The organism is Zoogloea sp. GDB6, from assembly GCF_056724105.1.
Map to the genome: position 1 here is coordinate 4,269,852 of NZ_CM161497.1, position 14,867 is coordinate 4,284,718.

The following is a 14,867-nucleotide window of genomic DNA, read 5'->3' on the forward strand; positions in this document are numbered from 1 at the left end:
GTCGGAGAAGTTCAAGCACCCGCTTGACATTGATGCTCATCAGAACATGGCGGCAACCATGTTGAAGTTCCCATCCCCAACTCAAGGTCGGTAATACGCCAGATAACGTGATGGCGTTATCTGGGATGTGGATTCTGGTTGCACTTAGGTAGATGTCCTTAGTTGCAGTGTTTGCGCTTCCTTATCGATGCCATACGATGAATAGCTGGTCCTGCCTACTTATGGACCGGAACCTTGGTTGCAGAGCGCCATCGGCAAGTAGGAATGACACACGTGGTGCTGGACGAGGTGTCATCCGAGGCTGGAGAGGTGGTCTACTTTTGGGTCCAGAATGGAAGCCTGTAGCTGTGTCCAGGAGCAACTACCGAGATGTGTGCAGTGATATGTGCCGTTGGTTTGAGAGGGGCAAGCCGAAAGGTCCGCAATACTCGTACAGTCTGGCCGTCTAAAATTAGCTCACAAAGCTCGTGCCGATTCTCACCTGGGAAGCCCATTCGAGGAAGGATAGCCAACATTTGTATGACTGCTCTCGTCGGCTCAAGCACTCCGGGGTGAAGAGCCCCGAGCCGAGTATTTTCCCGCTTGAGCGCAGAGGGGACTCCAAGTTCAGCTATTTCACATAGCCGATATAGGCCTTGGACTGCATTCCGCAAGAACAAGGCGAAGGAATAGCCCTCTGCAATATCGGGCGCTTTGGGGTGAAATGTGGCTGGGCCTGCTGTTCGGGCTGCAACCGGACCGTAAACAGAAAAGCCGAAAATTACCGTCTCGTTGTACTTCGCTTCGCACCAGCTCAGCTTGTATCCATCATGTTTGACCTTGTTAATAGGTAGCCTAAACAGATGAACGACCTCGTTGAGTAGCCTTTTCCCTATAGTTTGAGCTACTTTCTCTAATTGTTTGTCGCCAGTCGCAAGTGCTTTGAGGACCTTGCTTAGGTATTCGGAAAAAGTGCTGAGTTCATGCATGATGAGCTCAGTAAGCTCAAGGGCCTTCTGCCGAGATGACTCCGCAGTCACTGTGTGCGATGACTGAGTCAACGGCAACTGATACAAGATGTCGGCAACCCATCGGAGTACGCGCTCAAACCGGTACCCAATTTCATAAGTGGGCGCGGGTAAGAGTTCCTCTTCGATTGCCTCGATGAATCGCTCTGGCAACGCTGCCATGAGCGTAGACAATCTAGGCAGCGGTGAGCCCACCTCACTCATGAGACGGAGTTTCTCTGCACCGAGGACCGCAGTCATACGAAATTGATGTTTGGTCATAGAGTCGGGCGTGTCAGGTTCGTTCTTCGTCCCACTCTCGCAACCAAGCCATCATGTCGTCCACCTGCTTCGGCGTGCCATAGGCTAGCTGCAGCAGCAGTTGCACGGGCTTCGGGGTGTTACGCCCGCTCTCGTAGCGCGACCCGCCGCTCTGGGTGACGCCGACGCGGGACCAGAACTCAGACTGGTTGAGATGGTGCTTGCGCCGGTACTCCCGGATGACTTCAGGGTCTTTGAACCGTAGGGTAGGCTTCTTAGGTGCCATGGTGGCCGTCCGCCATGTGGGCTAGGACAAAAGAATACTGTAAATTCTCTTTCCGCATGCATCTGTCGCAGCCTACCGGAGGTAGTCGAAGCCTTGTGAGAGCAAGGTGGCTCCAGGGTAGGATACGCAGCAATGAATGACCATCGCGGCAAACTCTGTCGCCTCAGTAGAACTGGCTCCATGCTGGAAAAATGGCGGACACGGCCGCAGGCATCATAGTGACGAGGCCTTGCCTGTCGACCTCGCTAACGCTTGGGTGCCAGCACCATCTTGACGTTCTGTAAGAGTGTTTATCTGCTGGCCTCAGGAAGTCGGAGAACTAGCGACTTCATGTAGCGCTCGAAAAGCGCATCCGGACTCTGCTTGAACAGGCGGATGCGCCCCGTGTTGTTCAACACGAGAACGCCCACGATGTGGGCGAACACCGCGCTCGTCTCGGCAACGGCCTCTTCAGCGCTCAGACCCAAGGTTTCCAACTGTTCCTGAATCGGCATCAGAGCGGCCATCAACCGGTCATTCAACTCTTGGTTAAGCTCGGGTGTCAGTCCCCGGGGTTTCATGCCATCGAACAGGTAGAACCCCAAGTCCAGTTCCTTGGGGTTGTCACGGTAGAAGAGGTAGAACGCTTCGGCCTTGGCATGGAGCAAGTCGATTCCCGATGACGGCTTGCCGCTAGCCCTAGCGGCCCCGACTACCTGATTGAGCCGTTGCAAGGACTCCCCGAGCAGCGCGCCATAAATTTCTTCCAGGTTGGCGAAGTAGCTGTAGATGGCACCCGGTGTATAGCCCGCACGCTTGGCGATTTCACGCAGGCTCGCACCATCCAGACCTAGCTCAAAAAATGCAGAGCGCGCGGCATCGAGAATCAGCGCCCGTCGAGCCTGATTGAGGGTGCTTTCCCGAGCCACGCGGGACTCAGCGGTGCTCCCACTTTTTTTGGGGCTTCTTTTTCCGACAGCGGTTGACTTTTCCATAACTCAAATTCTACACTGCACTTACGAATTGAACACTGTTCAATTATATTAACGGCGTACAAGGAGAGAAGACATGACTGCTACGAACACCAGCGGCCTGATGGACGGCAAAGAGTTTCGGGAGTCCCTGAAAAAGTACAAACCTACCGTCTATGTGGATGGGCAGCTGATTGAATCGGTCGTGGATGCCCCGTCACTTCAGCCGGGCATCAACGCGATGGCCGTCACCTACGACTTCGCGCACGACCCTGCCATGGCGCCGCTGATGCTGGCCAAGCAGACGGTTTCCGGCAAAACGGTCAACCGGATGCTGCATATTGACGAGTCGGCCGGTGACCTGCTCAACAAGCTGGAAGCTGTCCGGGTGCTGTGCCAAGAAACCGGTTGTGCCCAGCGTTATCTGGCTCACGATGCCCTCGGCGGCATCTTGCAGGCGGTAACGAAGATTGACGATGCCAAGGGCTCAACCGAGTACACCTCAAAGTTCTCTGCCTATCTCCAGCGGGTTCAGGACGAGGACCTGACGCTGGGTATCGCCATGACCGATGCCAAGGGCGACCGCAGCAAGCGCCCGAACCAACAATTGAACCAGGATGTGTACGTCCATATTGTTGAGCGCAATGCAAAAGGTATCGTCATCACGGGCACCAAGGCGATTGTGACTGGCGCTCCATATGTTCATGAGTTCCTGGTCATGCCGTCCCGCAACATGCGTGAGGATGATGCGGACTTTGCTGTTTGCTGTGCTGTGCCGGTGGATGCACCGGGAGTCACGATTGTCGCTCGTCCCGCCGGACGACCCGGCGAGAAGCCCGAACATGGTGCACCGCTGTTCTCTCGCAAATACGGTCAATCGACTGGTGTAGTCATCTTCGACAGAGTGTTCGTGCCCTGGGACCGCGTTTTCCTGTCAGGAGAATGGGAGTATTCCGGAGACGTAACCTACAACTACGCGACGCATCATCGTCACAGCTGTATCGGTGCTCGTGCAGGCTTTGGTGACCTGCTTATCGGTGCCGGCGTCTTGATGTGCGAAGCCAACGGCCTCGACCCCAACAAGAAGGCCAACCTGCGCGACCCGATGGTGGAACTCATCAAGATTACCGAGGGGTTCTATGCCTGCGGCGTGGCAGCCAGTGTCTATGCCGTGCAAGACCCGTATTCGAAGACCTTCATGCCGGAACCGGTGTATTCGAACATCGGAAAGCTGCTGCTCTCGACCCAGATTTACGACATGCACCGCCTAGCCCATGAGGTGTCCGGTGGCCTCATCGTCGCCTTGCCTGGGCCGGACGAAGACCACAATCCGGCAACCGCGGCAACCTTGGCGGAGGTCCTTCGCGCCAACCCCGACGTCCCCTACGACAAGCGTATTGAGGTTTCACGCTTCATCGAAGATTTGACTGCTTCCTATCAGGGGGGCTGGTACTCGCTCATCAGTCTGCACGGCGGCGGTTCGCCGACAGCTCTGAAGCAAGAAATCTGGCGAAATTATCCGGTGGGCAGCAAGGTGGAGTTGGTCGAGCGCTTGATGGAGCGTGGGGTCTTGGCAGAAGACAACCGGGCAATCACCAAGAACAAGCAACCCGGCCGTTGCTGCGATGCTGGTTGCAGCCAGCCTGGCCAACCGTTCATGGTTCCCCTGCCGGAAATCAAAAAGAAGAGCGCTTGATAGCTAGTACCGCCTTCAGGTTTGCATGAAGGTGGTACGACTCCAATGTACATAAGGAGAACAGCAATGCTCCACGAAGCTAGTGAGTCGACTCTCGTTCTGGTAGACCTTCAACACGGTTGATGCCCCGTATGTGACCGGACGGGCGTCGAACATCATGTCAATGAGGGTGGGATGGCTTCAGTGAGGCCATCCCACCCAACAGACGCACTATCACCGGCGCTGGTGTGCTTCCGCTACGATTGCCTTCTGGCTCAAGCCAGATGTGCTCACGAGGAGGCTCGGACCGCTTTCCACTGTCGCCGTAGATGACCCTGTGGTCGCCACCGCCAATCGCTACGCGGATGGGCTCTTCAACGGGCTGCTCGGGGTCGTGCACAGCACGGCAGGCACGCAAATCAAAGTCTTGTGGGACGGAGAGACAACGCCGCGACCTTGCCAGCGGAGGCTGAGGGCGACATCGAGCTAGCTTATGCCATCACATGCCATAAGGCTCTGGGCAGCAGCGCGGCGTCAGTGGTGGTCGCCGTTGAGGACACGCCCCTTGTTACGAGGGAGTGGCTCTATACGGCCATAACTCGAGGAAGAAGTCTTGTGATTCTCGTGGGCAGCATAGCTGCCCTTGCGGCGGGTCGAAGAACGCGCCGCGTGACCGGATTTTGGCTATCCGAGCGGCATTCGGTAACACTTGCACCTATCGAGCGGTCGTTCTACTGCATGGTTGCTGTCACTAGCGCGGATTCCGGTGATGAGTATGGCGATTCATCGGGTAACCGTTGCGAGTTGGGACTTTGGCGGTACATCGGCGTGTGTTGCCTTCGGTCATTGATGGCTTTACTTCCTAAAGCAACTTTCCATCAGAGAAAAGCCATCTATCACAAGCATAGTCCAGCAGTTAAGCATGACCTATGGGCTGACGGGCCCCGCTTTCTCCAACTCCTGAGACACCATCCTAGCTAGCACTTGCAAGTGTTCCACTTCTTCTGGAGCTAGGCCCTTAGGCATGGGGTCAATAAGACACAGTGTCCCTAAATTGTGGCCCGACGACACCTTGAGAGGTGCGCCAGCGTAAAAACGAATGAACGGAGGACCGATAACCAATGGGTTATCCGAAAAACGCTCATCCTGACGGGTATCAGTAACAATCATCACCTCGTCCTGAAGGATTGCGTGGCCGCAAAAGCTGATTTCCCTGGGGGTTTCCTTGACTTGCAGTCCTGCTGCCGATTTGAACCACTGCCTATCGGTGTCCACCAGGGTCACTAGCGCAATCTGCACACCAAACCGAGACTGGCAGTACGCCGTTACGGTATCAAAACGCTCTTCCGGTGCCGAATCCAGGATGAGCATGTCTCGCAGGACCGCAATCCGTTCGGTTTCATTCCGTGGGTAGCGAGGCGCAAACATCGGCTTCTACTCCTTCGCTCTGTTGTTGATGCGCATACATGCCAAGCAGAAAACATTGAAACTTGCGCCCCAGGGTAGCCCGAGCGCCCTCTCTACAAGCGACGTCGTACACGTGCCTTAGAGGTCTAGAACTGAAACAGTAGAGATATATCAATTTTTCACAGTTTTAGCGTTCTCCCATCGCATCTTCGCCCACCCCATCACGAAGCACCATGTGATGGCCATGTTATAAAACGCTAATACTCGCAGAAGTGCAAGCGGAATGCCCTTCGCGATGTCGGAGCAGTCATGCTGTGCCAGGTGCCTGAATGATTGAAAAAGTAAGAACAGAGGTACCCAAGAATGAAGTGGTTCATACAGATACTGTTGGTTCTTCTAGGACAGTGGTGTGTGCCATTGCTAGGCATGGCCTCAGAGGGCTCACCCATCCCCAGGGTAATCTCCGTCGTCACTGGGGAGAATTACCCGCCTTACATTTTTCGAAACGCTGCCGGAGAGGCTGAGGGCTACATCGTCGATTTCTGGAAGCTCTGGGAACAGACCACGGGAGTTCCCGTCAAGCTAGTGCCGATGAACTGGCTGGAAGCGCAGCAGCGCATGCAGGCTGGCGAATTCGACGTTATCGACAGCATTTATAAGACAGCTGAGCGACAAGCGATTTACAGCTTTTCGGCCCCTTACGCGACCTTGCCTGTCGCCATTTACGCTCACCGCTCCATCAGTGGGCTCCATGATGCAGAATCCTTGCACGGCTTCCAGATTGGTGTCCCCGTAGGGAGCGCGTGTATCGATGAATTACGCGAGCACGACATTACTTCGCTAGTGTCCCGGCAGAGCAATCTTGCCTTGATTGACGCATCACAGAAGGGCGACATCAAGCTCTTCTGCATGGACGAAGGTCCAGCCAATTATTATCTGTTCCGCGCCGGCCTCCACAACGACTTCGTCAAGGCCTTTGAACTCTACCAAGGCCAATTCCATCGCGCTGTGCGCAAGGGGGACGAAGCCATCCTTGCACAGATTGAGCGAGGTGTAGCAGCCATCGACAAAGACAAACTCAAATCACTCAACGAAAAGTGGATGGGTACCCCGCTTCGCTGGGAGCCGTACTCGCAAACAGTCGCCATGGTCTTGGTGGCCCTGCTTCTCCTGGGGATTGGCATGGCCTTTTGGGTCCGCTCACTAAAGGTAGCGGTAGCCAGCAAGACACGGCTGCTCGAAGCAAAGACTGCGCGTTTGGAGGAGAGCGAAGAACGCTTTCGCGCCCTGTTTGAAAACACCGTACAGCCCATTGCACTGACAGATGAAGCCTGCTTCATCGCCGCTAATGAGGCGACTCTGGCCATGCTGCACATGGACCGGCCAGAACAGCTTATTGGGCGTTCTCCCTGGGACATCTCTCCTCCAACACAGCCAGACGGACGCCCTTCAGCCGAAAAGGCGGCTGAGATGATTGAGGAGACGTTCGCCAAGGGGTCAAATTGCTTCGAATGGACACATCAACGTGCAGATGGTGAAACCTTCGAGGCGCGGATTCTGCTAACCACCATTTATCGAGATAGCCGCCGACTGTTGCACGTCATCTGGAACGACATTTCTAAACAGAAGAACAACGAGCGAGAATTAGCCGCTTACCACTCAGAACTCGAAGTTCGCGTTGCCGAACGCACCGCGACTCTCGCAGCTACGGCGGAATCCTTGCGTGTCGCGAACGTTGAGCAGCAAGCCATTTTCGATGCAACCACCGTCGGTATCGTGTTCATTCAGGAGCGCCGCATCCTTCGCTGTAATCGCATCATGGAGGAGCTCTTCGGCTACGACCGGAACGAATTAGTAGGTCAGTCGCTACGTATCCTGTACGGCAGCGATACCGATTTCATCAATATCGGTGACTATATCGATGCCCACTTCAACGACAATGATACGTTCAAAGTGAATGTCGAAATGACTCGCAAGGACGGTAGCCGCTTCTGGGCACAGCTGTCGTTGAAGTCCATGGAGCCCGGCAATCCGAAACAGGGTCTGGTTGGCATCATCGACGACATCACGCCGGAACGGGAGGCCTTCAACACGATTGCGCATGCGAAGGCGCTTGCAGAAGAAGCTGTACGCATCAAATCGGCTTTCGTGGCCAACATGAGTCACGAAATTCGAACGCCGATGACGGCTATTCTGGGCTTCACGCGCAGCCTGCTGCACACAGAGCTCAATCCCAGGCAGCGCGATAGCCTCAAGAAGGTACGCATGTCAGCGGAACATCTGCTCGCTATCATCAACGACATCCTCGATTTCTCAAAAATCGAGGCGGGAAAGTTGAATATCGAGCACGTGAACTTCACGTTGCCCGAAGTGCTAGTCAATGTTTCGGCCATGATTCAGGAAGGCTGCACCGCGAAAGGCCTTGGCCTTCTCATTGACATTGCGCCAGACGTCCCCACTCATTTGGTGGGAGACCCGATGCGCCTCACGCAAGTGCTCACCAACTACGCTAGTAATGCGTTGAAGTTCACAGAGAGTGGCGACATCAATATCCGAGTGGAGCGTTTGAGCAACGAAGGCGACGAGGCGCTCCTGCGCTTCTCGGTTCAAGACTCCGGTATCGGATTGAGCGATGACCAAAGACAGCGTCTCTTTGAGAGCTTTCAGCAAGCGGATGGGTCCATTTCACGCAAGTACGGCGGCACAGGACTGGGCTTGGTCATCTCTAAACGAATTGCGAGCCTGCTTGGAGGCGAAGTTGGCGTTCAAAGCACGCCGGGAAAGGGCTCAACTTTCTGGTTCACTGCGCGACTGGAGGTCTGCACAGCCGATGCCCCCCCCATCGTGGACATTGCACTAACACCTTCAGCCAAGGTGAATGCGATTGCTGGGACTCACATCCTGGTCGTCGAAGACAATGAGGTCGTGCAGGAAGTGACCAAGGAGCTCCTTTATGAAGTTGGCGCCCAGGTCTCGATTGCAACGAACGGAATTCAGGCCGTGGAAATGGTCAAAAGTGGGCATTTCGACATCGTCCTGATGGACATGCAGATGCCGTTGATGGATGGACTCACTGCAACACGTGAAATCCGTAAGCTGCCTGGGTTATCTAGCCTTCCGATTATTGCAATGACAGCCAATGCGATGGTCGAGGACCGCACCCAATGCCTTGCTGCGGGAATGAATGACCATCTTGGCAAACCCTGCCAACCTGAAGAACTTTACTCGATGCTGCAGAAATGGCTAACCGGTCCGAAATCTGAGTGACGTCCGCTTGTCCGGCGCCCCCACTATCTGCAGACCTTGCAGGCTAGGGGGATACTTGGACACTACTGCACCAGAACGACAACGGCCGCTAATACAACAACCAACATCGACCTACTGAGTGCTCCAATCCAGAAGATTGAGCAACATAAACCCTTCGTAAGTTTGGCTCATCAGCATTAGCGACTTCAAGTTACGACTGTAGAACCCATCTCACTAGGATTACTGCTCCGTATTATTAATTCGTATCCTGTTTCGACCGTCTTCTTTCGCTCGGTACATTGCATTATCGGCCCGCCGAAGAATAGCCTCACCATCGACTTCGCAGGGAGGAAATAGCGTCACACCTAGACTTGCTGAGCATTGGTGTTCAACATGTTTGATGGCTTCGCTTCCATCCTCGACTGTCAGGAAATAATTCTCGCCCAAATCCCTCAGGATTCTTTCTGCGATGCTTTGAGCAAGATGCAGCGCGTCTTCCTTGGAGGTAGCCAGACGTACCAGCAAAACTGCAAACTCGTCGCCTCCCAAACGCGCGACCGTATCCTCTTCGCGAACGCACTTGGCGAGACGCCTGGCAACCTCTTGCAGCAACAAGTCCCCCGCGCGGTGCCCATGACTATCATTCAGGGGCTTAAAGTTATCCAAATCCAGGTAGACAACCGCTCCATACGTGCCGTGCCGCTTACTTTCTGCCAGCGATTTCTCCAAGCGGTCGAAAAACAGCCGTCTATTAGGCAAGTCCGTTAACGCGTCATAAAAGGCGAGATGACTGATTCGCTCCTCATACACTTTACGCTCGGTCAAGTCGCGCACTGTGGCCAGCTTCACGAGCTCGCCCTCTAACTCAATCAGACTAAAGCTGACCTCAACGGGGATTTGCAGTCCGTCACTCAGTCGTTTGAGGCTACTCTCAAACTTGCTAGAACCGGCTCGACTAACATTCGCTCCATGCCGCGCCTTTAAATTGCCTCCAGCCTCTATCTCGTGTCCGAGTGATGAAAACAAGTCAGATGGAAAGAGCGTTAAGCAGTTGCCGGGTTCAGACAGTCCAAGGAGTTCAGCCGCGGCTTGATTGCAGTCCAACACCTTGGAGTCACTTAGTACAAATAAGGCTTCGCTACTCCCTTCAAAAAGAGCACGAAAACGAGCTTCGGAAGCAGCCATCGCCTTCTCAGCCTCTTTGAGCTCCGTAATGTCATATGAGATTCCAACCAAACATCCAGGCCTCTCAGCATCTTTCAAGAGTAGCTTGATGGACCAAAAATGCTGAAGTCGTCCATCGTCGCCCGGAAAGCACTCCTCAGCGGCATGACGCTCTCCGGTTGAAAAAACTTTATCATCAAGAACCTTAAATCGGAGCGCCTCTTCCTGCGAAAGAAGCTCCGCATCCGTATGCCCCACAATCTGCTCAGCAGATTTTTGAAAGAGTTCGACCACCTTCGGGTTGGCGTACAGATAGCGTCTATCGGGCCCCTTCATGTAAATATGGCCCTCCACATTGCAGAGCAGTGTGTTGAGTAGTGCTTGTGAGTTGCTCAATAAAGCCTCAGTCTGCTCTCTCTGTGTTAAATCAATAGCAATTCCAGAAACACCTTCAAGGTCGCCGTTTAGCTTCTGCATGGGCACCATAACTATTGTGAATCGGCGCGCTGGCTGACCGGCTTTCGGCGAAAGAAATTCTTTCGTTTCCACAATTTTTGAGCTGTGCATCGCTTCGCGGGCAGCCGTGTTCAACTGCGCTGCAGCGCTAACCTCTAAAAGGTCATCAGAACGGCGACCTAGGACATTTTGAAGCGGGAAGCCAACGAACTCACAAAATCTAGGGCTAGCAAATGTATAACGACCGTCGTAATCGATAGAAAAAACCAATGCCCCCAGACTATCAAGTGCCAAACACAAGGCATTTAATCGTCGAATAGTCTGAGCATCATCATTTAGTCCACTGGCTGTCCCCATGCTATTGCTCCGCCAAGTCAACTACGATTATCCATCAATAATGGAACGCCGAATTCACGTTAAAGCCAAGCTGATGTTTATTACAACACCTCGTCTCTAAGCAGGTTTCTCGCCCCACCAAGAGCCCCAGCATAGTTTGAGTCTGCACCAACACCAGCAGCTCATCAAGACCTCAGATTATCTGAAAGAGAGGCTGCGAATATGGCCTGCGCCGCACTGTGTGGCGACGGACACCCAGCTTGGAGAAGGCCTTGCACCCTCGACATAGAACGTCGGATGTATACAAAAAAACACTGAAAATTTATTACCAGTGCGGGCAGCCATCCATAAACCACTTTGGCATCATGGGGTTTAATGCACAATTCTTGGCCTTACGACTTTGGCCACAAAAATCTAGCCAATTTCTCACATTGAATATTCATTCAGTGCAACTAGAATGAAAGCGTCTCCTCCACCCTCTACAGAGTGGATTGAGCCCGAGCGCTGAAGTGCTCGGGCTTTTTTGTTTCTTTAGGGTTTCTTGACATGCAAGAAGGGACAGCCTTGTAAGAGACACATAGACCTGGATGTACCCACTCTTTCTAGGGGCTGCTGTCGAGGCAACACCGTCACTTGGTGTTCGCATGGTAATGCAGGGCTCTCGGCGGCAGCCAAGGGCACGTGCTTCAAGAACTAGGGGCTGCCCGGACAAACACCGAACAGCCCCTAAGCTCACTCACTGCGGTTGGTTGCCAGGATTTTTACTTTCTTCAAGCGTACCAACCATCCCCTCTCGTGACTGTTCGACTATAAGAGTCTTTTCCAAAAAAATCTACGTGTTTACCCGTAGATTTGACATCAATACGAGAAGCAGTGCGTAACTCACTGAAGACAGGACGTTCAGCAACTCGGCACCCCGCAGAGCCACGCTCCAAAATATCGTGGAGTTACAGATAGCAGTCGTCCTTGAGTGAAGCGCTCGCGAGAGCGCGCTTCGATGCCGTCGAGCGCCTGGGCCACACGGCCATTGAGTCGGACGTGTTGCTGAGACACCTGGTTTCGCAGGGCTCCTGAGCCGCGTCGCTTAACGCCGGTCCTGCGGTTATGAGAGCCCGGAGAGGGGCTCGTTCAAACGGGCGTTACGCGCCGTATGCTCCAGCCGCTCAATGACTTCGTATCGTTCGTGAGCTACGGTTTCGCTGAGGTGAATACGCGTGATGAAGATGGGGCGACTCTTCTCTGCGCGTTCCTGGGCTAGCTTTTCTCTTACGCAGAAACGATAGACAAGTTCATTAACCATCATATCTTACCTCGATGCAGTGCCGGCTCAACCAGATGCAGTCGGCTGGACCAAGCTGGAACTGAAGTATACGGCGCATACCCCCTCTGGTCACTGTGACGTGCACGTCATGTCCCCACACCCCGAAAAGTACCGGTCGCAGAGGCTTTTCCGGGCGAAGTCCATGCGCAGCCCATCAGTGCCCGGTCACTTCCACCGAAAAGGGTCATATAGCATTCCGCCAGAAATTGAGCGAAGTGTGAGTCAGCTTTCTGATGAAAACTGTCATCGAAGCCAAATTGCTTGATTGACGTCTGATGGCCGGTTGTTGCCGGCGACACGTTGTCACTAGGCCTAACCGACCAGTCAAGTACCGCACAATATTTGCCGTCCCCAAGGCCTCATGCTGTCCCTACCTGAGAAGTTCATCGGTATGATGCGGCCCTTTTTGCTCTGCGGCACCTCAGACACCTTGTCAGCGCATTGCCGCAAACTTAGCTGTTGGAGGTATCGTAATGACTTCGTCACACCCCACCGAACGAAAGAAGTTTTCAGACCTGGAAGTGGGCACGCGTTTCTATGACGCGTTGAGCCAAGAGTTTTTTGTGAAGTCATCGACAACCCAAGCCGTCATGGTCACTTGGCTCGCCGATGGAAGAACACCAGATGATTTCGAGCCCGATGACCCCGTACGGGTATAGTGTGAATTAAGGGGCTGGTCGTGCCCTGAGACTACGCAGCGTAGGGAGCGATGGCCACCACTCTCACATGTATGTGCTAAGGCATCTCACAGCACTTGTTTGCCGAGCGCGTTTAGCCTCGATAGAGGCCACGAATGAAGCTTCTGCAGTGGGTTGCCTTCATTCGGTCGGGAGGTTCGGCAATGCGGCGGACTGCGGTCATTAGCCAGCCTCCCGCCATGCACGCTCCAGTGAAAGACGAAAAACTGAGCTTCGGTCGGTTTACTCCTGTTCCTCAGCAAGCTCTTCAAATTTGTCCAACACCTCTGGTTTCAAATACTCGAGATTTGGATTTCCCGCCAACTCCTGTACCCCTTCATACGGCAGGTATGTGCACAACTTTGACAGGGGCCCCTGCGGGAATATGGAGAAGGCTGGGCGCATCAGTTCCTGAAATACCTTCTTTCGCCGCTCCTCCGGCGCCACGATGTGCAGTTTCGTATGAAAATTCGGCTGCAACGCGAGCAGGTCGGCCATACGCAGGATGCCCGAGTAGACTGCCGTGGTGTGCTCAACTTCAAAAGCGCGAACAATGGTTTTCTTCTGCAGCCAGAGCACGTCTATCTGCTCTACTGTCTTAAGGGCTGGTTCGGAGAACTGGGTGTAGGGCAGGGCAACAAGCAGCTCGGGGTTAGTCATCTCTGAAGAGACCGCATCTTTGTCCGCCTTGGGAATCCAAACTTGGAACCCCATCGCCAAGCCTATATCGGCAAGAAGTGCCTGCATCTTGTGGGATGTCCTAACCGTCGGCGCTTCTCCAATCGTCGTGCTGGCTGCGGGTGCAGGCTCAATACCAGGCTCGGACTCCAGTTCGGGCAAAGGTATCTGAACTGCCACAGTCTCGCCCTGGCTAGTCGTAATCTTGAAGCCCTGATGCTTGCTCCACGCTTCGTTAGTTATCTCATCGGGAACCAGCTTCTGGAGCTGTTCTTGCAGGAAGGCATCCACCGCCTTACCGTCCTCTTCAAGCAGGCGGACACCGCTGCTGCGTAGGACCGCATTCCAGCCACCGGTGCCGGGCGTTACGTCCTTGGTAAAAGAAAGGACCGCCCAAACCTCAGGCCGCTTGATGGGTATGAGTGTCCCTTTCTCCAACCAGACCAAGGGCGTCACCGGAAACTGGAGGGTGTAATCGCTAATCACTTCATCGCCGGACATGACCTCCGCCATCGGTCCCGTGACCTCCAGCATCCCTACCCAGCAAGACAATCCTTTCAGGTAGCAAAGGATTTTGTCACCTGGTTTGATTTTCGTAAGCCAGGCCCTCCGTTTTGGATGGAAGCCTGCGATGGTCTTTGGCGTCTTCGAGAACGCCTCATAGGTTTCGACGGAGAAAATGTCGACAAAGTAGGTCATGGATACGCTGAAAGGCTGTTTTTCTGAGGGTATACGGGTGGCTGCAGGCAAGGCTTTCTGCCAGCTGGTCACAGTTTATACACGTAAGGAATTCGGCGATTGAGGCACCCCCGAAATTTCGTCGTCGATAAAAGCCACGTAGGGCCTGAATCTCAGCCACTCCAGTGTCCCCAACGATTCATACCGGCGAAACTACGCTGCTTTGGCCAAGCCCCTTGGACTGTGACGCACTTTGCGGATGTGGCTATGCACTAGGTCCAAACACAGCGGCGGAACAAGGCCAAGCCTCATGCATGGTCTAAGGCCTGGGTATCGGCACCCTGTGCCATCTCTATCAATCGTCGAGTAGGGCCGACGCGCTCGGAAGGGATAGCAAGGAGCGATACGCCTAGCTCTCGAGCTACCATCAGCACGGTGCCAAAGGCCACAGTCTCCGGGTGCGTCTCGATGTCCTGCATTGTCTGCTTGGCGATGCCGACAGCGAGAGCGGCATACTCCAGCGTTAGCCCACTTTGAGTCCGTGCAGCCCGGATGTAGGCCCCTAAGTCACTCCCGGTATGGAGCACAGGGTCTGATGGAAATTCTTTAGGGACCACGCGCCGCACTGTGCCACTCCTATAAACCTGCCTGATTAGGATTATAGGTTGCCTGTGACGCAAATAGGCTATAAATCCTATCAAGCTAGGATTTATAGGGTTGGCTCTATCTTCTCAATCTGGGTTAGC

Annotated in this window: 10 protein-coding genes; 3 read left to right on the forward strand and 7 right to left on the reverse strand. The window is 54.1% G+C overall.

Annotation, left to right across the window (positions count from 1 at the left end; all coding sequences use genetic code 11):
* Positions 1 to 314 precede the first annotated feature (314 nt).
* The 3 genes from AC1PQG_RS19410 to AC1PQG_RS19420 all read right to left on the reverse strand — a co-directional run bounded on the left by AC1PQG_RS19410 (position 315) and on the right by AC1PQG_RS19420 (position 2,441).
* The gene (locus AC1PQG_RS19410; protein WP_481119441.1) at positions 315 to 968 is read right to left on the reverse strand and encodes a hypothetical protein; all 654 of its coding nucleotides are present in this window, start codon (positions 966 to 968) and stop codon (positions 315 to 317) included.
* A 313-nt stretch (positions 969 to 1,281) separates the two neighbouring features.
* Entirely contained in the window at positions 1,282 to 1,533 is a 252-nt protein-coding gene (locus tag AC1PQG_RS19415) for a helix-turn-helix domain-containing protein (RefSeq protein WP_481119442.1), read from the reverse strand.
* Between the two features lie 290 nt (positions 1,534 to 1,823).
* Positions 1,824 to 2,441, reverse strand: a complete 618-nt coding sequence (locus AC1PQG_RS19420) for a TetR/AcrR family transcriptional regulator (protein WP_481119443.1) — start codon at positions 2,439 to 2,441, stop codon at positions 1,824 to 1,826.
* Positions 2,442 to 2,580: 139 nt separating this feature from the next.
* Between AC1PQG_RS19420 and AC1PQG_RS19425 the strand changes: the two genes are divergently transcribed.
* Together AC1PQG_RS19425 and AC1PQG_RS19430 are read left to right on the forward strand one after the other, a co-directional pair.
* Positions 2,581 to 4,179, forward strand: a complete 1,599-nt coding sequence (locus tag AC1PQG_RS19425) for a 4-hydroxyphenylacetate 3-hydroxylase family protein (protein WP_481119444.1) — start codon at positions 2,581 to 2,583, stop codon at positions 4,177 to 4,179.
* 408 nt (positions 4,180 to 4,587) lie between these two features.
* Positions 4,588 to 5,139, forward strand: coding sequence for an ATP-binding domain-containing protein (locus tag AC1PQG_RS19430; RefSeq protein ID WP_481119445.1), 552 nt, complete (start codon positions 4,588 to 4,590; stop codon positions 5,137 to 5,139).
* On the opposite strand, the gene AC1PQG_RS19435 is transcribed toward AC1PQG_RS19430, so the two are convergent.
* Entirely contained in the window at positions 5,086 to 5,586 is a 501-nt protein-coding gene (locus AC1PQG_RS19435) for a GAF domain-containing protein (RefSeq protein WP_481119446.1), read from the reverse strand. The genes AC1PQG_RS19430 and AC1PQG_RS19435 overlap by 54 nt on opposite strands.
* Before the next feature lie 342 nt (positions 5,587 to 5,928).
* On the opposite strand from AC1PQG_RS19435, the gene AC1PQG_RS19440 reads away from it, so the two are divergent.
* The gene (locus AC1PQG_RS19440; protein ID WP_481119447.1) at positions 5,929 to 8,832 is read left to right on the forward strand and encodes a response regulator; all 2,904 of its coding nucleotides are present in this window, start codon (positions 5,929 to 5,931) and stop codon (positions 8,830 to 8,832) included.
* Between the two features lie 219 nt (positions 8,833 to 9,051).
* Here the strand turns inward: AC1PQG_RS19440 and AC1PQG_RS19445 are convergent, their stop codons facing one another.
* The 3 genes from AC1PQG_RS19445 to AC1PQG_RS19455 all read right to left on the reverse strand — a co-directional run bounded on the left by AC1PQG_RS19445 (position 9,052) and on the right by AC1PQG_RS19455 (position 14,747).
* Positions 9,052 to 10,788 carry a sensor domain-containing protein gene (locus AC1PQG_RS19445; RefSeq protein ID WP_481119448.1) on the reverse strand — a complete coding sequence of 579 codons (1,737 nt, stop codon included), beginning with the start codon at positions 10,786 to 10,788 and terminating at the stop codon, positions 9,052 to 9,054.
* 2,220 nt (positions 10,789 to 13,008) lie between these two features.
* Positions 13,009 to 14,142, reverse strand: a complete 1,134-nt coding sequence (locus tag AC1PQG_RS19450) for a hypothetical protein (RefSeq protein WP_481119449.1) — start codon at positions 14,140 to 14,142, stop codon at positions 13,009 to 13,011.
* Positions 14,143 to 14,429: 287 nt separating this feature from the next.
* Positions 14,430 to 14,747 (reverse strand): helix-turn-helix domain-containing protein, encoded by a 318-nt coding sequence (locus AC1PQG_RS19455; protein ID WP_481119450.1) that lies wholly within the window; start codon positions 14,745 to 14,747, stop codon positions 14,430 to 14,432.
* Positions 14,748 to 14,867: the final 120 nt, after the last annotated feature.